This window comes from Halomonas sp. 141 (assembly GCF_002810305.1).
Taxonomy (GTDB): domain Bacteria; phylum Pseudomonadota; class Gammaproteobacteria; order Pseudomonadales; family Halomonadaceae; genus Vreelandella; species Vreelandella stevensii.
In genome coordinates this window covers 23348-44326 of sequence record NZ_PINZ01000008.1, presented here as the reverse complement: position 1 = coordinate 44326, position 20979 = coordinate 23348, and the positions used below count along the sequence as shown (strand labels likewise).

Annotated in this window: 21 protein-coding genes and 2 tRNA genes; 9 read left to right on the top strand and 14 right to left on the bottom strand. The window is 55.4% G+C overall.

Features of this window, described 5'->3' with window-relative positions; translation table 11 throughout:
• Positions 1 to 19: 19 nt before the first annotated feature.
• From CWI66_RS05845 to sdhC, 5 genes are all read right to left on the bottom strand, one after another.
• Positions 20 to 2854 (bottom strand): 2-oxoglutarate dehydrogenase E1 component, encoded by a 2835-nt coding sequence (locus tag CWI66_RS05845; protein ID WP_100731172.1) that lies wholly within the window; start codon positions 2852 to 2854, stop codon positions 20 to 22.
• Positions 2855 to 3187: 333 nt separating this feature from the next.
• Positions 3188 to 3898 carry a succinate dehydrogenase iron-sulfur subunit gene (locus tag CWI66_RS05840; RefSeq protein WP_016914530.1) on the bottom strand — a complete coding sequence of 237 codons (711 nt, stop codon included), beginning with the start codon at positions 3896 to 3898 and terminating at the stop codon, positions 3188 to 3190.
• Positions 3899 to 3925: 27 nt separating this feature from the next.
• The gene (sdhA, locus tag CWI66_RS05835; protein ID WP_100731171.1) at positions 3926 to 5698 is read right to left on the bottom strand and encodes a succinate dehydrogenase flavoprotein subunit; all 1773 of its coding nucleotides are present in this window, start codon (positions 5696 to 5698) and stop codon (positions 3926 to 3928) included.
• Between the two features lie 3 nt (positions 5699 to 5701).
• Complete coding sequence (gene sdhD / locus CWI66_RS05830; protein ID WP_016914532.1) at positions 5702 to 6049, bottom strand: succinate dehydrogenase, hydrophobic membrane anchor protein; 348 nt, start codon at positions 6047 to 6049, stop codon at positions 5702 to 5704.
• Positions 6043 to 6420 (bottom strand): succinate dehydrogenase, cytochrome b556 subunit, encoded by a 378-nt coding sequence (sdhC, locus tag CWI66_RS05825; protein WP_186299111.1) that lies wholly within the window; start codon positions 6418 to 6420, stop codon positions 6043 to 6045. The genes sdhD and sdhC overlap by 7 nt, the downstream gene beginning before the upstream one ends.
• 486 nt (positions 6421 to 6906) lie before the next feature.
• Between sdhC and gltA the strand changes: the two genes are divergently transcribed.
• Complete coding sequence (gene gltA, locus CWI66_RS05820) at positions 6907 to 8193, top strand: citrate synthase (RefSeq protein WP_039176356.1); 1287 nt, start codon at positions 6907 to 6909, stop codon at positions 8191 to 8193.
• A 113-nt stretch (positions 8194 to 8306) separates the two neighbouring features.
• Positions 8307 to 9188, top strand: a complete 882-nt coding sequence (locus tag CWI66_RS05815) for an NAD(P)-dependent oxidoreductase (RefSeq protein ID WP_100731170.1) — start codon at positions 8307 to 8309, stop codon at positions 9186 to 9188.
• A gap of 377 nt (positions 9189 to 9565) precedes the next feature.
• On the opposite strand, the gene CWI66_RS05810 is transcribed toward CWI66_RS05815, so the two are convergent.
• From CWI66_RS05810 to gltX, 3 genes are all read right to left on the bottom strand, one after another.
• Positions 9566 to 9641, bottom strand: a tRNA-Glu gene (locus CWI66_RS05810).
• Between the two features lie 47 nt (positions 9642 to 9688).
• Positions 9689 to 9764: transfer RNA gene (locus tag CWI66_RS05805), tRNA-Ala, on the bottom strand.
• Positions 9765 to 9897: 133 nt separating this feature from the next.
• Complete coding sequence (gltX, locus tag CWI66_RS05800; RefSeq protein ID WP_100731169.1) at positions 9898 to 11376, bottom strand: glutamate--tRNA ligase; 1479 nt, start codon at positions 11374 to 11376, stop codon at positions 9898 to 9900.
• 287 nt (positions 11377 to 11663) lie between these two features.
• On the opposite strand from gltX, the gene CWI66_RS05795 reads away from it, so the two are divergent.
• A complete protein-coding gene (locus CWI66_RS05795; protein ID WP_016914537.1) occupies positions 11664 to 12188 on the top strand; it encodes a helix-turn-helix domain-containing protein in 525 nt (174 codons plus the stop codon).
• Positions 12189 to 12209: 21 nt separating this feature from the next.
• Here CWI66_RS05795 and CWI66_RS05790 read toward each other — a convergent pair whose 3' ends face one another.
• From CWI66_RS05790 to CWI66_RS05780, 3 genes are all read right to left on the bottom strand, one after another.
• On the bottom strand, positions 12210 to 12785 hold the full coding sequence (locus CWI66_RS05790; RefSeq protein WP_198517461.1) for a hypothetical protein: 576 nt from the start codon (positions 12783 to 12785) through the stop codon (positions 12210 to 12212).
• Between the two features lie 320 nt (positions 12786 to 13105).
• Positions 13106 to 13468, bottom strand: a complete 363-nt coding sequence (locus CWI66_RS05785) for a helix-turn-helix domain-containing protein (RefSeq protein ID WP_039176367.1) — start codon at positions 13466 to 13468, stop codon at positions 13106 to 13108.
• Positions 13469 to 13506: 38 nt separating this feature from the next.
• Complete coding sequence (locus CWI66_RS05780) at positions 13507 to 13710, bottom strand: type II toxin-antitoxin system RelE family toxin (protein WP_232710759.1); 204 nt, start codon at positions 13708 to 13710, stop codon at positions 13507 to 13509.
• Positions 13711 to 13845: 135 nt separating this feature from the next.
• Here CWI66_RS05780 and CWI66_RS05775 point away from each other — a divergent pair, with 135 nt between their 5' ends.
• The 3 genes from CWI66_RS05775 (at position 13846) to CWI66_RS05765 (ending at position 14959) form a co-directional block, all read left to right on the top strand.
• A complete protein-coding gene (locus CWI66_RS05775) occupies positions 13846 to 14202 on the top strand; it encodes a baseplate J/gp47 family protein (protein ID WP_100731166.1) in 357 nt (118 codons plus the stop codon).
• Positions 14203 to 14319: 117 nt separating this feature from the next.
• Positions 14320 to 14502, top strand: coding sequence for a type II toxin-antitoxin system HicA family toxin (locus CWI66_RS05770; protein ID WP_081137457.1), 183 nt, complete (start codon positions 14320 to 14322; stop codon positions 14500 to 14502).
• 37 nt (positions 14503 to 14539) lie between these two features.
• Complete coding sequence (locus CWI66_RS05765; RefSeq protein WP_016914543.1) at positions 14540 to 14959, top strand: type II toxin-antitoxin system HicB family antitoxin; 420 nt, start codon at positions 14540 to 14542, stop codon at positions 14957 to 14959.
• A 164-nt stretch (positions 14960 to 15123) separates the two neighbouring features.
• Here the strand turns inward: CWI66_RS05765 and CWI66_RS05760 are convergent, their stop codons facing one another.
• Positions 15124 to 15339: a hypothetical protein gene (locus tag CWI66_RS05760; RefSeq protein ID WP_081137454.1), complete on the bottom strand. Its 216-nt coding sequence runs from the start codon at positions 15337 to 15339 to the stop codon at positions 15124 to 15126.
• Between the two features lie 603 nt (positions 15340 to 15942).
• Between CWI66_RS05760 and CWI66_RS05755 the strand changes: the two genes are divergently transcribed.
• On the top strand, positions 15943 to 16884 hold the full coding sequence (locus CWI66_RS05755; protein WP_081137453.1) for a DNA cytosine methyltransferase: 942 nt from the start codon (positions 15943 to 15945) through the stop codon (positions 16882 to 16884).
• Here CWI66_RS05755 and CWI66_RS05750 read toward each other — a convergent pair.
• On the bottom strand, positions 16881 to 17909 hold the full coding sequence (locus CWI66_RS05750; RefSeq protein ID WP_157808956.1) for a hypothetical protein: 1029 nt from the start codon (positions 17907 to 17909) through the stop codon (positions 16881 to 16883). The two genes, CWI66_RS05755 and CWI66_RS05750, sit on opposite strands and share 4 nt — an antisense overlap.
• Complete coding sequence (locus tag CWI66_RS05745) at positions 17902 to 18987, bottom strand: ParB N-terminal domain-containing protein (protein WP_157808955.1); 1086 nt, start codon at positions 18985 to 18987, stop codon at positions 17902 to 17904. The genes CWI66_RS05750 and CWI66_RS05745 overlap by 8 nt, the downstream gene beginning before the upstream one ends.
• Positions 18988 to 19054: 67 nt before the next feature.
• Between CWI66_RS05745 and CWI66_RS05740 the strand changes: the two genes are divergently transcribed.
• Together CWI66_RS05740 and dusA are read left to right on the top strand one after the other, a co-directional pair.
• Positions 19055 to 19420 carry a hypothetical protein gene (locus CWI66_RS05740; protein WP_157808954.1) on the top strand — a complete coding sequence of 122 codons (366 nt, stop codon included), beginning with the start codon at positions 19055 to 19057 and terminating at the stop codon, positions 19418 to 19420.
• A gap of 485 nt (positions 19421 to 19905) precedes the next feature.
• Entirely contained in the window at positions 19906 to 20958 is a 1053-nt protein-coding gene (gene dusA / locus CWI66_RS05735) for a tRNA dihydrouridine(20/20a) synthase DusA (protein ID WP_100731163.1), read from the top strand.
• The last annotated feature ends 21 nt before the right edge of the window (positions 20959 to 20979 follow it).

Below are 20979 nucleotides of genomic sequence, written 5' to 3'. Positions count from 1 at the left end.
CTCTAAGCCTGGCGGACGCTTAAATATTAAAAGCGTCTTCCACCAGCTGGCGCTGCTGTTCAATGTGGACGGACATGTAGCCCGCTGCCGGAGCAGCCGAGGCAGGACGCCCTGCGAATTTCAACTCACGACCCAGGCCGTCTTTCAACAGGTCGGCCACGGCACGCATGTGGTGCTGACTGGAGTACCAGGCGCCCTGATTCAGCGGCTCTTCCTGACACCAGACGATATCTTCCACATTGGCATATGCCTGGAGCACTTCCAGAAGCTCTTCTTTCGGGAAGGGGTAGAGCTGCTCAAGACGAAGGATGACCGTATCGTCACGCTCGCTCTCAGCACGCCAGTTGGCCAGATCATAGTAGACCTTGCCAGCGCACATGATCACACGAGTGACCTTCTCGACATCCGGGTTGCCCTGGTCGGGCAGCACCATGTGGAACTTGCCATGGGCCAGATCTTCGAGACTGGACACGGCTTCCTTGTGGCGCAGCAGCGACTTGGGCGACATGACCACCAGCGGCTTGCGCAGCGGGCGAATCACCTGACGGCGCAGCAGATGGAAAATCTGGGCAGGCGTCGTCGGTACGCACACTTGCATGTTGTGCTCGGCGCACAGCTGCAAGAAGCGCTCAAGGCGTGCCGAAGAGTGTTCGGGGCCCTGGCCTTCGTAGCCATGGGGCAGCAGCATGGTCAAGCCACACAGGCGTCCCCACTTGGTCTCACCAGAGGAAATGAACTGGTCGACCACGACCTGGGCACCGTTGACGAAGTCACCGAACTGCGCTTCCCAGATCACCAGATCGTTGGGAGCCGTGGTGGAGTAGCCATACTCGAACGCCAGCACGGCTTCTTCCGACAGGAAGGAGTCGTGGATGGTGAAACGGGGCTGACCATCTGCCATGTTCTGCAGCGGCACGTAGGTCGTCGCGTCTTTCTGGTTGTGCACCACCGCATGACGATGCGAGAACGTGCCACGGCCAACGTCCTGACCGGTAATCCGGACCGGGTGGCCTTGATCCAGCAGCGTGGCATAGGCCAGCGTTTCGGCGAAGCCCCAGTTGAGCCCCATGCCGCCCGCCTGCATCTTGCGGCGGTCTTCATAGATCTTGGCGACCTGACGCTGTACTTCGACACCGTCGGGAATCTCACACATCTTCGCTGCCAGCTGTTGCAGGCGTTTCATGTCGAAGGTGGTGTCGGCATTGCCGGTCCACTCATGGCCCAGGTAGGGAGCCCAGTCGACGAACAGCGACTTGTTGGGTTCCTGAACCAGCGCGTTGGCCACGTGATTGCCTGCCACGAGATCATCGCGGTAGGCCTCCACCATGGCTTTGGCGTCGTCTTCGGACAGCACGCCCTGCTCGATCAGACGCTGTGCATACAGCGTGCGTGAGGAGGGGTGGTCCTTGATCTTGGCGTACATCAGCGGCTGGGTGCCCGATGGCTCGTCGGCCTCGTTGTGGCCGCGACGACGGTAGCAGACCAGGTCGATCACCACGTCCTTCTTGAACTGCTGACGGAAGTCGATCGCCACCTGGGTCGCGTGCAGCACCGCGTCCGGGTCGTCCCCGTTGACGTGGAAGATCGGCGCCTGGACCATCTTGGCGATGTCGGTGCAGTACTCGGTGGAGCGCGCATCCTGCGGGTGGGAGGTAGTGAAGCCCACCTGGTTGTTGATCACGATGTGCACCGTGCCGCCGGTCTTGTAGGCGCGGGTCTGGGACATCTGGAATGTCTCCATGACCACGCCCTGGCCGGCGAAGGCGGCGTCGCCATGAACGTTGATCGGCAGCACTTTGCTTCCGTCAACGTCATTGCGGCGATCCTGGCGGGCACGTACCGAGCCTTCCACCACCGGCGCGACGATTTCGAGATGCGACGGGTTGAACGACATGGCCAGGTGGACTTCGCCACCAGGCGACATGACGTTGGAGCTGAAGCCCTGGTGGTATTTCACGTCACCAGAACCACGCTCGATGACTTTCTTGCCATCGAACTCGTCGATCAGGTCCGCAGGGTTCTTGCCCAGGATGTTGACCAGCAGATTCAAGCGGCCACGGTGGGCCATGCCGATCACGACTTCCTTGGTGCCATAGCCACCGGCGCGCTGAATCAGCTCGTCCATCATCGGTACGAACGACTCGCCACCTTCAAGGCCGAAGCGCTTGGTACCCGGGTACTTGGAGGCCAGGTAATTTTCCAGACCTTCTGCAGCCGTCAGGCGCTCCAGTACGTGCTTACGCACGTCATCGCTGAACTTGGGCGCGCTGCGTACCGATTCGAAACGACGCTGCAGCCAGCGCTTCTCTTCGGTATCCACGATGTGCATGATTTCGCAGCCGATGGAGCGGCAGTAGGTCTGCTCCAGCGCATCGACGATCTCGCGCAACGGTGCTTTATCAACACCCAGGAAGAAAGAACCTGTCTGGAACTCGGTATCAAGATCAGCCTTGGATAGCTGATGGAATGACAGGTCGAGGTCGGGGACGGGGGTGGGATTACGCAGACCAAGCGGGTCGATATTGGCCTTTTGATGGCCACGGAAGCGATACGCGTTAATCAGCTGCAGGACTTTAATCTGCTTTTTGTTTTCACCGCTGTCGGACGCGGCGACTACCCGGCCTGGGCGCCTTTCACGGCCAAGCTGGTAGAACTGATCACGAATGGGGCTTAGTGGAACATCGTGGGAGGCACTGCCTTCAGCACGCGGCAACTGATCGAAATAGCTGCGCCACTCGTCTGAGACAGAATCAGGATCGGCGAGGTACTGCTCGTAAAGCGCTTCCACGTAGTGGACATTGCCACCACTAACGTGAGAGGAACGCCACATCAACTCCATTATGCCTTGTTGCATCTCTCGGTCACCCTGCACTGATGGGGTGGTATCGGCATCGCTGCATGCGTGCAACGACATCGCTATTGCCCTGCCGGCGGGGCGGGACGTTTGCCGGCGGCGCCGACCTGAGGCCGGTAGCCCTTTTTCATACACGTATGATGACGCGTTTCATTACCAGTTCATGCTCAAAAGCCGGTACTCGTCGCACCGGCTTTTAAACTTGGCTGATCCATGGTGCGGCGCGTCGCCGCACCATGACAGCCCCTATGATAACAAGCGAAGCGCCACGATTTAAGTAGCTTTGTGATGCAACTTACGTGGTAGTCGCTTTTTTTTCACAGGATGAATGAGTTACGTCGCATCTGCGAGCAACATTTCACGAATTTTACCAATTGCACGGGTCGGATTCAGACCTTTCGGGCATACCGCCACGCAGTTCATGATGCCGCGGCAACGGAACACCGAGAACGGGTCTTCCAGGCTGGTCAGACGCTCACGCGTGGCGGTATCGCGACTGTCGGCCAGGAAGCGGTATGACTGCAGCAGACCCGCCGGGCCCACGAACTTGTCCGGGTTCCACCAGAACGACGGGCAGGACGTGGAGCAGCAGGCGCACAGGATACACTCGTACAGGCCGTCCAGCTTGTCGCGCTCTTCTGGCGACTGCAGACGCTCGATGGCGGGCGCTGGCGTGTCGTTTTGCAGATACGGCTGGATGCGCTCGTACTGCTTGTAGAACAAGCCCATGTCCACGACCATGTCGCGGATGACCGGCAGGCCAGGCAACGGACGCAGAGTCAGCTTGTTGTTTTTCACGACGTCCGACAGCGGCGTGATGCACGCCAGGCCGTTCTTGCCGTTCATGTTCATGCCATCGGAGCCGCACACGCCTTCACGGCAGCTGCGGCGATAGGCCAGGCCACTGTCCTGCTCTTTCATCAGGTGCAGTACATCCAGCACCATCAGATCGCGACCTTTGGTATCGACCTGGAACTCCTGCATGTAGGGCGCGGAGTCGGTTTCCGGGTTGTAGCGATACACGGATACCTGAAGATTTGACATGGTGTCTCCCTCTCGTCGGTGCGGAGATTAGTAGGTGCGAACCTTCGGCTCGAACGTATCGACTGTTTTCGGCTTGAAGTTGACGTCGCGCTTCTTCAGCTCTTTGCTAGCCGGGAAGTAGAGCGAGTGTTTCAGCCAATTGACATCATCACGGTCGGGGTAGTCGTAGCGCGAGTGGGCACCACGGCTCTCTTTACGCTCAAGGGCAGCAATCGCCGTTGCTTCTGCCACTTCCATCAGGTTGTCCAGCTCCAGCGCTTCGACACGGGCAGTGTTGAAGGCGTTGGATTTGTCCGGCAGGTGCGCATTGTCGATGCGACCACGCAGTTCCGCCAGCTGTTTGACACCTTCCTGCATGTTTTTCTCTTCACGGAATACACCGAAAGAGTTCTGCATGATGCTTTGCAGTTCGGCCTTGAGCTCAGGAATGCTTTCACCGCCTTCAGATTCGTTCCAGCGAGTGATGCGCTTCATGGCGAATTCGATGTCTGACTCGGAAGCGTCCAGATACTCGATACCTTCGTTCAGCGCGCCTTCGATGAACATACCCGCAGCGCGACCGAAGACCACCAGATCCAGCAGCGAGTTACCGCCCAGACGGTTGGCACCGTGTACCGATACACAGGCAGCTTCGCCACACGCGAACAGACCGTTGACGATCTTGTCGTTACCGCTCTCGTCCTGGGTGATCGCCTGACCATGAATGTTGGTCGGGATACCGCCCATCATGTAGTGGCAGGTCGGGACGACCGGAATCGGGTCTTTCGCCGGATCGACGTGAGCGAAGGTTTTAGACAGCTCTACGATACCCGGCAGACGCTTGCCAAGCACTTCTTCGCCCAGGTGATCCAGCTTCAGGAACACGTGGTCGCCCTTCTCGCCACAGCCGCGGCCTTCGAGGATTTCCATGACCATGGAGCGCGCCACGACGTCACGGCCCGCCAGGTCTTTGGCGTTGGGCGCATAGCGCTCCATGAAACGCTCGCCATCCTTGTTGACCAGGTAGCCACCTTCACCACGGCAACCTTCGGTGACCAGCGTGCCCGCACCGTAGATACCGGTCGGGTGGAACTGCCACATTTCCATGTCCTGCATCGGGAAACCAGCGCGCAGCGCCATGCCGATGCCGTCACCCGTGTTGATCAAGGCGTTGGTGGTCGACGCGTAGATGCGTCCGGCACCGCCGGTCGCCAGCACGGTGGCTTTCGACTTGACGTGCACCACTTCGCCGGTTTCGATACACATGGCGATACAGCCCACCACGTCACCGTTGGCGTTCTTGACCAGATCCACCGCGTACCACTCGTTCAGGAACGTGGTGTTGTTCTTCAGGTTGTTCTGGTACAGGGTGTGCAGCAGCGCGTGACCGGTACGGTCGGCGGCGGCGCAGGTACGTGCGGCCTGACCACCTTCACCAAAGTTCTTGGACTGACCACCGAACGGACGCTGATAGATGCGGCCATTGTCGAAACGCGAGAACGGCAGGCCCATGTGCTCGAGTTCGAAGACGGCCTTGGGGCCTTCTGAACACATGTACTCGGCAGCATCCTGGTCAGCGATATAGTCGCCGCCCTTGACGGTGTCATACATGTGCCAGCGCCAGTCGTCGTTCGGGTCGGCAGAGGCAATCGCACAGGTGATACCGCCCTGAGCAGAAACCGTGTGGGAGCGTGTCGGGAACACTTTGGACAGTACCGCTGTCTTTTTACCGGACTTGGCCAGTTCAAGAGCGGCACGCAGGCCAGAGCCACCGCCACCCACGATGATGGCGTCAAACGTCAGGCTACGAAGGTTAGACATAGATCAAGCTCCCCACAGGATTTGGATGCCCCACACCAGGTATACGAAGATGGCCAGAATGATCAGCGTCTGGGCACCCACGCGCAGGCGAGTGGACTTGAGGTAATCGGTAGTGACTGTCCACAAACCGATCCAGGCGTGCGCTGCAATGGAAATGAAGGCCAGCAGCGAGAAAATACGCATCCAGGTTTGCTCGAACAGCCCGCTCCAGGTGTAGTAATCCAGGTTCGGGTTAAACAGCAGGTAGGCGACGATGAAGACCGTGTAAAGGGCCAGGATGACCGCAGATACTCGCTGCATCAACCAATCGGACAGACCGCTACGGCCAAAACTAGTGATGTTGGTTACCATACCCAAACTCCTGCCAGAATAATCAGAACCGCACTGACTACGACCGTAGCCTGTGCTTTTTTCACGCCACCCTCCAGGGTCACGCCAATGTTGGCATCCATGAGCAGGTGCTTGATGCCTGCCACGAAGTGGAATGCCAGGGCAGACAGCAGGCCCCAGGCAACGAACTTGGCGAAGACGTTGTTCGCCAGGGCGTTGCTGACAGCGTCAAAGCCAGCCGGAGATGACAGGGATTTGCCCAGCGCCCAGAAAGCGAAAATCAGGCCGACGAACAGGATCACGCCGGTGATACGGTGCGTAATCGACGTCAGCGCTGGCAGTGGGAAATGTATCGTTGTCAGGTCTAGGTTTACGGGTCGTTTGCTATTCACGGCGTTATACACACTCTCTTGGCCCGCTCAGCGACGGTCGGGCATAACCCGAGCGGGCGGTGGTTGCTGGAAGGGGCTCGGCCGTTGCCAAGTCGGGCACGACCACCTACCTGCCGGTCGCGCGCCGTGGATTATAAGAACCTTAGCCCCTGCTGACAAACCGATCTCAGACTTAACTCGACCATGGTGCAAGAAAATAGCCAATGGTCTGAGTCGATTTTGCGATGCAGCATGGTTATAGTGACATTAGATGGACGGTTTGATAAGCCTGTTAACGTATCGTCAATCCTCTGTCACTTCGGTACTATAGATTCCGATCAATCATATACAATTATTATCCAAAACAACACATCCTGTATAAGCATGTCTAGCATTTAGGCTAATTGACAAAATGTCGCACACTTCTATAGTGGGCAAGCCTTTTCGCCGGCGCGGCATGCGAAACAACGACTTTACGTCCCAAACCGAACTCGAAAGGAGGCCATCATGGCTGACAGGAAAGCGACATTGACGGTAGACGGTCTCGACAAGACGATCGAACTACCCATGTATTCCGGCACACTTGGCCCCGACGTCATCGACGTGCGCGGCCTGGGCGCCGAAGGCCTGTTTACCTACGACCCCGGCTTCATGGCCACCTCTTCCTGCCAGTCCGCAATCACCTACATCGATGGCGGCAAGGGCGTACTGCTGCACCGCGGCTACCCCATCGACCAACTGGCAAAAGAATCCAACTTCGTCGAAGTGTGCTACACCCTGCTGTTTGGTGAACTGCCCACAAAAGAGCAGTACACCGATTTCGAATCGCGCATTCGCAATCACACCATGGTGCATGACCAGATCAACAACTTCTTCAAGGGCTTCCGTCGCGACGCACACCCGATGTCGATCCTGTGTGGCGTGGTCGGTGGTCTGGCAGCGTTCTACCATGACCACATGGACATCACTCAGGAAGAAGACCGCGTCATCAGCGCGATTCGCCTGATTGCCAAAATGCCTACCCTGGCCGCCATGTCGCACAAGTACAACGTTGGCCAACCCTTCAACTACCCGCGCAACGACCTGAGCTATGCAGAGAACTTCCTCTACATGATGTTCAGCAACCCTTGCGAGGAGTACAAGATCAACCCGGTGTACGCCAAAGCCATGGACCGCATCTTCATGCTGCATGCGGACCATGAGCAGAACGCCTCCACCTCCACCGTACGCCTGGCAGGTTCTACCGGCGCCAACCCGTTTGCCTGTATCAGTGCGGGCATCGCGGCACTCTGGGGCCCGGCACACGGCGGCGCCAACGAAGCCGTGCTGAACATGCTCGACGAAATCGGCGACGATTCCGAAGAGAACATTCAGCGCTTCGTGGACAAGGCAAAAGACAAGAACGACCCGTTCAAGCTGATGGGCTTCGGCCACCGCGTTTACCGCAACTTCGACCCGCGCGCCAAGGTCATGAAAGAGACCTGCGACGAGGTACTGGCCGAGCTGGGCCTGGCCGATGACCCGCAGCTGAAGATCGCCAAGCGCCTGGAGCAGATCGCTCTCGAAGACGAATACTTCATCGAGCGCAAGCTGTACCCGAACGTCGATTTCTACTCCGGCATCATCCTCAAGGCCATGGGCATTCCGACCAACATGTTTACCGTGATTTTCGCGGTATCCCGTACCATTGGCTGGATCTCCCATTGGCACGAAATGCTCAGCGAAAGCTACAAGATCGGTCGTCCGCGCCAGCTTTACATTGGTCATGACCAGCGTGACTACCCCAAGAAGTAATCGGCGGCTTGTACGGCGATGACTGAACGACACAAAGGCCACCCACGGGTGGCCTTTTGCGTGCAGCCTACCCCTTCATGACACCACTCCCCCATCAACAACAAAGGTGCTTTATGTCTTCTATTACTACCGTTGCCTTTATCGGCCTGGGCGTCATGGGCTATCCCATGGCAGGACACCTGGCCAAGCAGGGCCTGACCACCCGCGTTTATAACCGCACGGCCGCCAAAGCCCAGGCATGGGCCGATCAGTTCGGCGGCACGGCCCACGCCACGCCCGCCGAGGCGGCCCAGGGCGCCGATCTGGTGCTGGTGTGCGTGGGCAATGACGACGACGTGCGTCAGGTCACCACCGGCGAGCACGGCGTACTGCAGTCCATGGCCCCAGGCAGCTATCTGGTGGACCACACCACGGCCTCAGCCGACCTGGCACTGGAGCTGGATGCCGCCTGTCGCCAGAAGAGCATTCACTTTATCGATGCCCCGGTATCTGGCGGCCAGCAAGGCGCAGAAAACGGCGCGCTGACCATCATGTGCGGCGGTGAACAGGCCCCTTTCGACGCCGTCGCCCCCGTGCTTGACCACTATGCTCGCGCTGTCACGCTCATGGGCCCCGCCAGCAGCGGCCAGCTCACCAAAATGGTCAACCAGATCTGCATCGCCGGCCTGGTACAAGGGTTGGCAGAGGGGCTGCACTTTGCCGAACAGGCAGGACTGGATCAGCATCAAGTGATCGAGGTGATTTCGAAAGGTGCCGCAGGATCCTGGCAGATGGAAAACCGCCACAAGACCATGATCGCCGATGAGTATCAGCACGGCTTTGCCGTCGACTGGATGCGCAAGGATCTGGGCATCTGCCTGGAGCAAGCGCGCAGACTGGACGCCACGCTACCCGTCACCGCACTGGTGGATCAGTTCTATGCCGACGTCCAGCGTATGCAGGGTGGCCGGTGGGACACCTCTTCGCTGTTGAAGCGTCTCCGCAAAGGCGAATAGCGCTTGACATTTTGACACTGACAGCCGGATCAGGGTTTTCCACACTATCTGTGGATAACCCTGTTCACAACCACTACAAAACGTCCCGTAATCGCCATGAACAGTGACCCAGCCTTAAATTGGTCATTTTTTAACCTCTCATAAGCCATTGATTTAAAAGAGATTAAGCTAAGACGCTGATTTTTTATGTCATATTCACGAGGCTGTGCACAACCCTTTACCCAGACGAGCAAAAGTGGACAAGTCAAGCACAATATTGACAAAAAAAGCGATAAATTGGCTAAAACGCCAAACAGGAAGCAGCCGAAAAGGCAACGCGACATTGGGTTGCTATCGAGACTTTAAAAAAGGGGGAAATACAAAAAACCAGAAGAAGGTGGCGTCCCATAGGGGGTTCGAACCCCTGTTCCCGCCGTGAAAGGGCGGTGTCCTGGACCACTAGACGAATGGGACGTATCTACCTTTTTACATCATGGTACATCGTTAGCATGGGCTAATGATGGTGGAGCCTAGCGGGATCGAACCGCTGACCTCAACACTGCCAGTGTTGCGCTCTCCCAGCTGAGCTAAGGCCCCACATGTCGTGAAGACGGAACGTATATTACTGATTACGCTCGCCTTCGTCAACCCTGTTTTCGCAAGAAGCGTCAAATATCTCGCTTGCCGCTCATCTGACGCTCCCTGCCCCTCTGTTTTACAGGTCGAGCGTTTACAGGTCGCGGAACTCTTTTTCGAAGCGTTTCGCCTGCTTTTTCGATACGCCACCCAATACCTCGATAGCGTGGCGCAAGCGGGCCCGCGTCACGTCCGACCCGAGAATCGCCATGGCGTCCATGACGGATGTGCTGGAAGCACTGCCCGTAATGGCAATGAACACCGGCGCCAGAAACGCCTTCATCTTCAGCTCGAAGTGTTCCGCCAGGTGTTTGACTTCCGTCAGCAGCGCTTCCTTGTGCCAGGCATTGACGGCTTCGAAGCGCCACACCAAAAACTGCAGCAGCTTCACCAGCTCTTCGTCTTCCAGCTTGATAGCGTCGAAATCCTGCTTTTCCAACGGGGGCAGCCCAGAGAAGAAGTGGCCCGCCAGCGGAATCACCTGCGAGAGCGTCTCGACCCGCGGGCGAACCTGGGGCAGGATCTGCTTGACATAGGCATCGTTGAACGCCCACTCGCGCAGCGCCTGCAGCAACGCGTCATCATCCAGGTCTTCACGAATATAAACGCCGTTCAGCCAGGTCAGCTTCTCCAGGTCGAATACCGGCCCACCCAGCGATACCCGCTGAATGTCGAACTCAGCCATCATTTCGCTCAGGCTGAACTTTTCGCGTTCGTCCGGCATCGACCACCCCATCCGCCCCAGATAGTTGGTGACGGCCTGAGACAGGAAACCCATGCGACGATAATAGTTGATCGAGGTCGGGTTCTTGCGCTTGGAGAGCTTCGACTTGTCCGGGTTGCGCAGCAGCGGCATGTGGCAGAGCTGGGGCATTTCCCAACCGAAGTAGTCGTAGAGCAGCTGGTGCTTGGGTGCCGAGTTGATCCACTCTTCGCCACGCAGCACATGGGTGATGCCCATCAAATGGTCATCGACCACGTTGGCCAGGTGATAGGTGGGCATACCATCGGACTTCATCAGGATTTGCGCGTCCACCTGCGCCCACTCCACCTCGATTCTGCCGCGCAGCATGTCGCTGACCACACAGACGCCTTCACTGGGCACGTTCATGCGGATGACATACGGCCAGCCTTCCTGTTCACGACGCGCCTGCTCGGCGGCGTCCAGCGCCAGGTCTGCAGGCTTCAGGGCCAGATGCAGGCCTGCTTCCTTGCGGGATTCACGCAGCTCGTCCAGCTCTTCACTGGTGCGGTAGCACTTGAAGGCATGCCCGGCGTCCAGCAACTGCTGTGCATACTGTGCATAGATATCGCCGCGCTCGCTTTGACGGTAAGGGCCATGCGGGCCGCCTACATCAGGGCCTTCGTCCCATTCGAGCCCCAGCCACCGTAACGAGTCGAGAATCATCTGTTCTGATTCAGGGGTAGAACGCACCCGATCGGTATCTTCAATGCGCAAGATGAACTGACCACCGTGCTGACGGGCAAAGCAGAGGTTGAACAGCGCAATATAGGCCGTGCCTACGTGCGGGTCCCCAGTGGGGGAAGGCGCAATACGAGTACGTACGGTCATCAATCTATCCTTGTGGCGGTAAATGCATCTCCACATTATACGCGCCCCAGCTATATCCAACAGCACCCGCAGGGGAACGAGTTTACCTCAAAAGCGTCATAACCCAAGCTCAATGTCCACGGTGTGAAAGATGCGCGTTAAAGCACAATCGCTTAGTATGGTGTAGTACCCATGATTCGTGTTCATGTATGCGAACGATTCTCATCGTTTACAGCGTGTTCTGAGCGCCACCGAATAGGTGGAAGTACACTTAACGAGCTGATTTAGCTCATCGATAGGAAGATGAAATGGAATCGCTAGGCTCACGTATCAAGCAATTGAGGCTTAGGGCCAAGCTCAACAAAGCTGCCCTAGCACGTAAAGTTGGCGTGTCGGATGTCACCATTTCTTATTGGGAATCTGGGGCAATCAAACAGATCGGCCATGAACGCCTGGTGGCGCTCGCGGACGCACTGGATTGCTCGCTAGCTACCCTATTGGAAGGAGACAGCGCGCCACAACTGCTCACCCTGAACCATACTGGTCCCCTCCCCTGGGAACAGGTTCAGGCCACTGCTATCACCGTGCCGCATCACCTGCCGTTGAAGATCGACTGGAAAGCACCTTGCGTGATGGTGACACCTGCCAAGGAAGCAGATTTTTCACCAGCGTCGGCGGGAGACCTGCTGCTCCTCGGCCCGACACACGTGTTCCACAAGGCTGGGCATTACCTGGTACAACGGGATGATCAATACGTCATTGAGCACTATACAAAAGCGCCCAATAGCACCTCGATCCATGCCGTTCTGCTTGCCCACTGGTGTGCTGCCTAAAGCATCTTTACCTCCCCGTCCCTAATTGTCCTCAAACACGTCCACCTGGTCGCGCGTTCGTCTTGGTTCACTGCCTATCAAGAGACGCCGCGAGTAGGTGGCCACCTGACCCAACCCATGGCGGGACTGGCTGACCAGCTCTCCCGCCAAATGCTCACCCAGATCACCAATCCGTGCCCGCACGCTAGCTGGCTGAACAGCGGCTTCGGAAAGCTGTACTCGCACCACGTAACCGCCATCCGGCAACCCACTTCCCGTACCCAGCGGCCCGACTTCGAACTGCCCTTCCCTGACTTGAGTACGTGCCTGCCAGCGCACTCGGCTCAGCTCACGCTCGACCACGACCTGTACCTGGGCTCCGTCCGGCAAGTTGGTCTGGCCCGCAATCATCAATCGGCGATCAGAGAGTAGTTGAGCAGAGGTCGACACCTCCACCTCCAGCGGCTCGATAGGCTCGGCTTCCGCTACTGGCTCGGCCGCGGCGGTCTCTTCCGCCTGGACCGTCTCTGTCGGCGCCTCCTCTTCAGGACCACTGCAGCCCTGCAACATCAATGCACCCAGCAGAGCGGCTCCTGCGTAACCTAGCGCTTTCCCCATTACCACGTCTTCCCCTTGTTATTGGCGGATACCTACCATACCGCCTTTGACCACAAAAAACGCAAAGTGATGCAAGCATTTACCCAATATCAGACCAGGCTTGAGAAGCGCTTTGAAGGACACGCGGAATTGCTGGGGTTATGGATATCGACATCGCTTCATCCCTTTGCAAAAGCCACCCCATCGAACGCCTTCGCGCGCGTCGCCGCCAGAAGCCACCACCCACCAGCGCGGCCTGAAAGATCGCGTCACCCGCGACCGCCCCCGCGTCGAGTACGCCCAGCGGGTGCGGCTCATCTATCGTAGGGAAAGAGGGATGGCTAGGTAAGGTCGCTCAGTTCAACCTCTAAAGCAGTCGCAATACGGGTCAGCACACTCAACGAGCCGCTTTTTTTCCCTGACTCTATTTCGGAAAGGTACCCTTGGCTGATCCCTGCTTTTTCCGCCAGCTCACCTGCACGTAGTCCACGGTATTCGCGGTACACCTTCACGGGTGCCACGCCATCCAGCAGCGCATCCACAACCGCCACAGGAAATGACTCTTCACCACGCGCCACCACCGCGTTGGCAGCGTCAATATCGTCCTGGTCTTCCAGCCGCGCAAGCAACGCTTGGTACTCCTGCTCAGGCAGAACCACTAACCGCTCGCCCGTGGGCGTTTGAATAATTTGAGGTATGCTCATGCAGCCTCCTGTAAATTGTCTGGTGCGTTATGGGCACTTTATTGATAAACGCCGCCACGGGCACCGATGTTAATGATGTCGAGTACATCGCCATGCTCGTCGATGATCACCCGCCAGTCGCCTACCCACAGCCGAATATAATCGCTCCCCTTCAAGGCCTTCACATTGTTGCGCTGGCTTTCCGGGTCTTCCGCATAGGCCTTGATTTTGCCTTGTATGCGCTTCGACTCAGGTCGCGGCATTCGCTGCAACACCTTCAACGCGCTTTTACGGTAAGTGATCGTTTTCATTACCACCATTATAGCTAACAGCGAATTAGCAGCAAAAAATTTTAGCTTTTAGCTAAAAAACATCCATCATTCCCGCCAGCCTATTCGGTGTCACTAACCCCACGCTCGGTGGCCAGCCCGGAATCCGTGGAGGTCGTGCTTACCATTCTCTTCCGCGAAGCCGATGGCCAACCCAGCCAAGCGTTGCTGGACGCCGTTCGCAAGCGCGTCGATGAACGCCGCCCGCTGACGGATCGCCTCACCGTGCAAGCCGCCACCCTGCTGCCGTTCAGCATCACGGCGATGCTGGCCCTGCGCATCGGCCCCGACCTACTGCCCGAAACACCGCTCACGCTCGCAGGCTTCAAGCCCCAGATCGACGCCACGGCCTGGCTGATAAGCGAGGTCACGCACAATTTCACGGAGCAGGGGTATACCTGCAGCATTCGTATGGAGAGGCGTTAGCGGTACACAAACCATTGGCTCTCTGAACAGCAAACAGGGTTATTGGGGTTATAAATTTTGACAGGCTCACATTTCAGGGTTATAGTAACCCCATGTTCAACGACAAAGGGGCAGGAGGTGAACAGCAGAGTACTGATCAAGGAACTGGAAGCGGATGGATGGACATTACTCAGAGTCAAAGGCAGCCACCACCACTTCAGGCACCCGACCAAACCCGGCACCATCACCGTGCCACATCCGAAAAAGGATCTGAAAACGGGATTGGTCAAAGGAATCAGGAAAAGCGCTGGCCTCGAATGAGGCTGGCCACTGCTGCCCCCACTGATAGAGGTGAGCCATGTTATTTCCCATTGCCATTGAACGCGGCGACGAACAACACGCCTATGGCGTCGTCGTGCCCGACCTGCCCGGCTGCCACTCCGCAGGCGACACCTTCGAAGAGGCCCTGGCCAACGCCAAAGAAGCCATCGATGGCTGGCTGGAAGTCGCGGTCGAGTACGGCGATCCCATCCCCGAAGCCACGTCCATCGAACACCACATGGACAATCCCGACTTCACCGGCTGGATCTGGGCCGTCGTCGATATCGACGTCACCCCGTACCTGGGCAAAAGCCACAAGATCAACGTCACCCTGCCCGACCTCCTGGTCAAACAGATCGACGACTTCGTCGCCCGCCACCCCGGCGACAAAACCCGCTCTGGCTTTCTCTCCCGCGTCGCCATGGCCGAACTGGCCAGGAACAAACAAGCCAGCTAAGCCCCAAACAAAAACCCCCAGCCATTCCATGGCTGGGGATATCGGTGCCGCATCCTTCTGACGAGGCGGAGTCCGTCCCGCGTGCTTCCAAGCGACTGATTTATCATCTCAAAAAATCATCCAGGCAGCTGTAAGCCATCGCTGATTCTTGTGTAAGAAATTGTCTACACCGCCCAACACCGCGCCTGCCTCACCACCACCCCACGAAACTGCGTCGCCGTGATAAAGCACCCTTCCCCACCCAAAGGCGGCAACAAGCGGCAGCGGCTGCCCACGTGGTGGGTTTTGAAGAGCCAATACTCGCCCTCTACCTCCGCCACCACCAAATCGGCGTGGCCATAAGAGCGCGCTTCGTCCACCACCAGCACGTCGCCCTCCATCCATGGCCCACCTGGGGCACGTCGTCGTTGATCTCCACCAGAAAGCAGGCCGGCGGAATTTTTCGCCGATCTATCTCTGCTACCTCCGGGTGCTCCACACCCACCACGGCAGTCCCTAGGTAGGTCACTCGCATGCTGTTGCCCTGTGCTAGCTCCACATTTGGCGACGTGCCATGGCATTGGCACGTCACGCCCCTAACGCCTTATACTGTATAAGAAACCAGCCATTGACAAGGGTTATGGAAAGGCACTTTCAGCCAATAAGATGTGGGCACCATGGATGTACTGCTCGGGCAGATAGTAAAAGGCAAGGCACGGCACACTTGGGCCTACCGGAAAAAAGACTCCTGGAGCCTACGCTGTGCGAACCGTAGCCACGACGCACTGGGATCTGATGAAGGCGTATACGGATGAGAAGGCAGCAAAATGAGCGCTGACCACATCATTGGTGAGGCACTCAAATGGCGTGAAATAACGCTACGACGCAAGAACGCAATGAAGAAATAACGCACAGGGGGTGTGCCAACGCCATCAGGGAGCGTTAGAATCCCACCTTCTCGAATATCACCATCCCGTGAGGGAGCTAAGGTTTAGGACAACATCATGCCAACAGCAGTGTCACTTTTCTCAGGTTGCGGGGGCTCCGACGCTGGTATCATCAATGCTGGCTTTGATGTGCTGATGGCCAACGATGTGTTGGCCTATGCAAAGGCAGTTTATGAGCACAACCACCCAGAGACTGACTACCGCCTTGGAAGCATAAGTGGAATAGAACATTTCCCTGATGCTGAGTTACTGGTGGGCTGCTACCCATGCCAAGGGTTTAGCCAAGGCGGCGTGCGTGATGCTGGTCGCCAAATCAACACCCTTTATCTCGAATTTGCCCGTGCCCTGTACCAAATCAAGCCAAAAGCGTTCATCGTTGAAAATGTCTCTGGCATGGTGCGTAAGAATTACGCCCACCTGCTTCAGGATCAGCTTCGCGTGTTCACTGAGGCTGGCTATAACGTGTCATTCCAAGTGCTTAACTCAGCAGATTTTGGCGTTGCCCAGGAGCGAAAGAGAATTTTCATCGTCGGGCTTCGTGACGATTTTGGAATTGAGTACGAATTCCCCCAGCCGACCCACGGCGTTGTAGGCGGGCAAGCTAAAGCCACCATAGAAGACGCCATTGGCGGTATGCCTGAGTGGCCGGAAGGTGAGTTTTACGATCTCGATTTTCATTGGTACTACCTCTCCAGAAACCGCCGGAACGGCTGGAAAGAACAGTCAAAAACGATCGTTGCCAACCCGCGCCACATGCCACTGCACCCGATGAGCCCTCCATTGGAGAAGCTTGAGCATAACGTGTGGCGTTTCATACATGATGGACCCGCTCGCCGATTTAGTTATCGCGAAGCAGCCAAGTTACAGGGATTTGGAAATCTTGTTTTCCCGGAACATAAATCGGGCAGCATGAGCATGCGCTATAAAGTTGTAGGAAACGCTGTGCCACCGCCCCTTTTTGAGGCAGTAGCACGGGCTCTACCAAACATTTGGTATTAATAAAAAGAAGTTTCAAGGGCTTCTTGAATTGTTTCTGACTTCATAATTTCCCTAACATTAATTTCGTATTGCTTAGCAATTTTGATAATACGAAAGCGATCAACAACAATAGCTCTAGCAAAGTCTGAATATTTCAACCAGTCCTTCCCGTCATTTGTAAGCATAGATTGGGGCATAAAATAATAAGAAGCCCATTCATACCCTACTTTCAGGTGTAGCGCTAATTTACCAGGGGATGCTTCTAACATTTTCATGCCAAATTCTTCAGCCGTGCAACCACACTGAGCAAAGGCCATAGGGACTAAATTGCGGTCATCGGACATTGGGTGCCACGCCACTAAATCCAACCCACCATCACCTCGATCACGTTCATTAAAATGCGACCGTTTAGTATCTAACTTCCCCCAAACATCTTGTGCAAGAAGTGAAAGTTTATCGTACAAGTGGCCTTCATACCTACTTGACTTGTCTTTACCGAATTGATGTACCACCCAGCCATCTGGCATTAAGCATTTGAATATGGCATAACTAATTTCTTCAAATGGGCCCGTTAGCTCATGACGACGAGAGCGTGGGCAATAGCGTAGCGCAGAAGATATTAAAAGTTGCAAATAAAAATAATGCCAATCATTCAGCTCTTGCCTTAGGTGAATTGACTGGAGTTCTTCATCGAAATAAAAGGGGTAAAGCTCATCGCCATAATGCCTCAGCCTACTCTGTAAATGTACAAAACGCTCGTAAGTTTTCTGTTGCAAACGATCATTTTTAGCTGGAGTAGATTGATACATATCATCATGTTGAAAATCATCAACTTTAATACCTAAATCATAGGCATATTCCTCATCTGAAATATCATCCGCGTCATCTCTCGTATCTGTCATCTCTTCCTGTGTTTCCATCAAATCAGAGCGAGAAAAAGCTTTATCAGGATGAACTAAGCAGCGAAGTTCAATATAGTCATTCCATACAAATACGTCAGGCAGCCTTGGTAAAGAATCTAATTTTGTCAGGATACCATTATTCATCATCTAATCGCCCTTGAATAACCAAACGAATACTTTTTGTTAATTCGAAAATATTTTGAATTTCTTCGTAGTGGCTTTTATCGAGCTCTTTGACCGCGGGCAAAGTTTCATAAGCCAAACTTAACCGCTTTTTTGCCGCTTCAAGCATTTGTGAAAAAGCAACTTGCGGCCCTTCAGTCATAAGAAAGGCTTCATTTAAATCTCCTTTCTTTTTTAGATTCAAAACTGCATCCTGATTGGCCACAACAGCTGCAAGGTCTTTAAGCTTCCTTGAATCAGAGACAATAGTATTTCCCTGTTGATCTTGGGAATATATCCAAGAAAACACGTCCTTGAGTCTATCTTTTTCCACATGCTCACACTGGGTATCAACTTTGCTATCAAGACCAATATAATCTGAAATATTTCTATAACCAATAGCAGTAGTTAACAGTGTAAATTCGATACTTTTTTCATTAATGCCCGGCAAATTGAAAAACTCACTATCTTTCGCCTTATCATATAATTCAAGACCCGTAAGCATAGTTCCAACATAGTCAGATCTACTGCCTATCTCCTTAGCGAGCATTTTGAGTTGCTCATCTTCTGGCTCATTGGCATATATATCTTCTCTTAATTGTTTTAAGTATCTAGCTTTAGCAAGCGGCCCCCAAGCTTTTATCCCAGTAATGTGGCGAAAACCCAAATATCTTAAGATATCTTTTCTCTCTGAAAAAATTATACACGGCACTTTATTAGGTTTTTCGGACGCATCGTCTATTATTGAAACAACACTTTTAAGTCTTTTTGGAGTTTCAAGCTCTCCGTTGAGGAGTTTCAAAGCAGCTAAGCGGCGATTACCTTCAACGACATAATAATCATCACTACTTGGCACCTGCGCCACCAGTAATGGCTCACCTTCAAAGTAGCCTTGAACCCCCACGCTTTGCATAATCTCTGCAACACGCTCATCTCGAATCATCTTCTCTAAGATGACGCTGTCTGCTCCAGACGAAACCTCTCTAGGAAACCTAGGGTTTTCTGGATCAAACAATAACTCACTTGTATATAATTCTTTTGAATAAGGATATTTGGCCATATCGCACCCCAAATTAAAATTCATGCATTAATAGGCTGTTAATAATTATTCATATCAGTAATAAGAAATGCTTTTCTACCAATACGCTGTAAACTCAAACCACCCGCCCAATCCGAACCACACACCGCCCCAAGATTTCCACATCGTGCATATCCTGCGGCTTGATCATTTCCGGCTGGTAATGGTCGTTATCGCTAATCAGATACAGCGCCCCGCCCGCCAGTCGCTGTACCCGCTTAATCCGCCGCTCACCAGCAGCAAGAACACCCCTTCCTACTTCGGGTCGCGGTTGCTGCGATCCACCAGCACCCAGTCGCCATCGGCCAAGGTGCCGTCCATCGAATCGCTGCACGTTGACGAGCACTTCCTTCAGCGCAAGCTGGCACGTGTGAACGAGCGCTGCGGGTTAAAATGCATCGTTTTTGATATTTAGAGCCTAACTCATGAACCCTCACAACACCATTAACCCTAAGCTGAATTATGCCACGTGAGGCTGCCAGCAGCCCATGATGGCCTAGCTCAACAAGCTCGCATGTGCCGAGATGAAGCGGATTCAACAGCTTGAAGTGCTTTCCAGGAAGGCCCCTGCTCGCCTGCTGATGCTGCGCGGTATTGCACAGGGCAAACAAGACATCCTCTCCACCGGATAGCACGGTGATGAAATCCTCGGCCTGGCGCGGCCACTTCTGAGCCCGAGCGTTGTTGCTGCACGTTTTACTCTGTGAGCGATGGCCTTTCTTCCGTACAATAGTCCGCCATTCCCCTTGCCGCTTCTGAAGACTCGCTATTGGTGTACCACGATTTTTGGAAAGTGGGCGTTCTCCGCCACTAGGTACACTGGCGGTACACTGAGGGCGGTTTTTAACGGTATCAGGTGGCAACATATGCGCATATTCTTACAGTTACAGAATTTCTTAAATGACTGATTTCATTAGCAACAACAGTGCCGACAGGGGTAGATTGTTTTCTGTGGCCCCCATGATGGATTGGACCACAAGAGACTACCGTGCGTTCGCTCGCACCTTGACCAGGCGTGCGCTGCTGTATACCGAGATGGTGACCACCGGTGCGGTGCTGCACGGTTCCCCGCGTGAGCGCTTTTTGGGGTACAGCGAGGTGGAGCATCCGATTGCCCTGCAGTTGGGGGGCAGCGATGCGGGAGAGTTGGCGGAGTGTGCTGCGATTGCTGAGGCGTGGGGGTATGACGAGGTCAACCTGAACGTGGGCTGCCCCAGTGACCGGGTGCAGAACAACATGATTGGCGCCTGCCTGATGGGCCACCCCGAAAAAGTGGCCGCCGCAGTCAAGGCCATGCAGGCGGCGGTGTCGATTCCGGTGACGGTGAAATGCCGTATTGGTATCGATGACCAGGATGAAGACGCCGATTTGGCGCGGTTCATTGATATCGTGGCTTCGGCAGGCTGCAGCGTGTTTACCGTTCACGCCCGCAAAGCCTGGCTACAGGGGTTATCCCCGAAAGAGAACCGTGACATTCCACCGCTGAACTACCCTCGGGTGCATCGCTTGAAGCAGAGCCACCCCGAGCTGCACATTGGCATCAACGGCGGGATTAAAACCCTGGACGAGTGCCAGGCGCAGCTGGAGCACGTGGACAGCGTGATGGTAGGCCGCGAGGCGTACCAGAGCCCGTGGCTACTGGCCGGTGTCGATGAGCAGCTGTTTGGTGAGCCCGGTCCGGCCCGCACGCGCCTGGAAGCGGCCACGGCCTTTCGCCCCTATATTCAGCAGCGCCTGGATGAGGGCGCCAAACTAAATCATATTACGCGGCATTTGCTGGGGCTGTTCCAGGGCTGCCCGGGCGGGCGCCGGTTCCGCCGTCATCTGTCGGAACACGCCCATAAAGAGGGTGCGGGGTTACGCTTGTTCGATGACGCGCTCGGCCTGGTGCGCGAGCCGGAGACCGATACACCGCCAGTAGAAGAGCAAGCAACAAAACAGCCCGTGGCCTGACGGCCAACGGGCTGTTCCGAA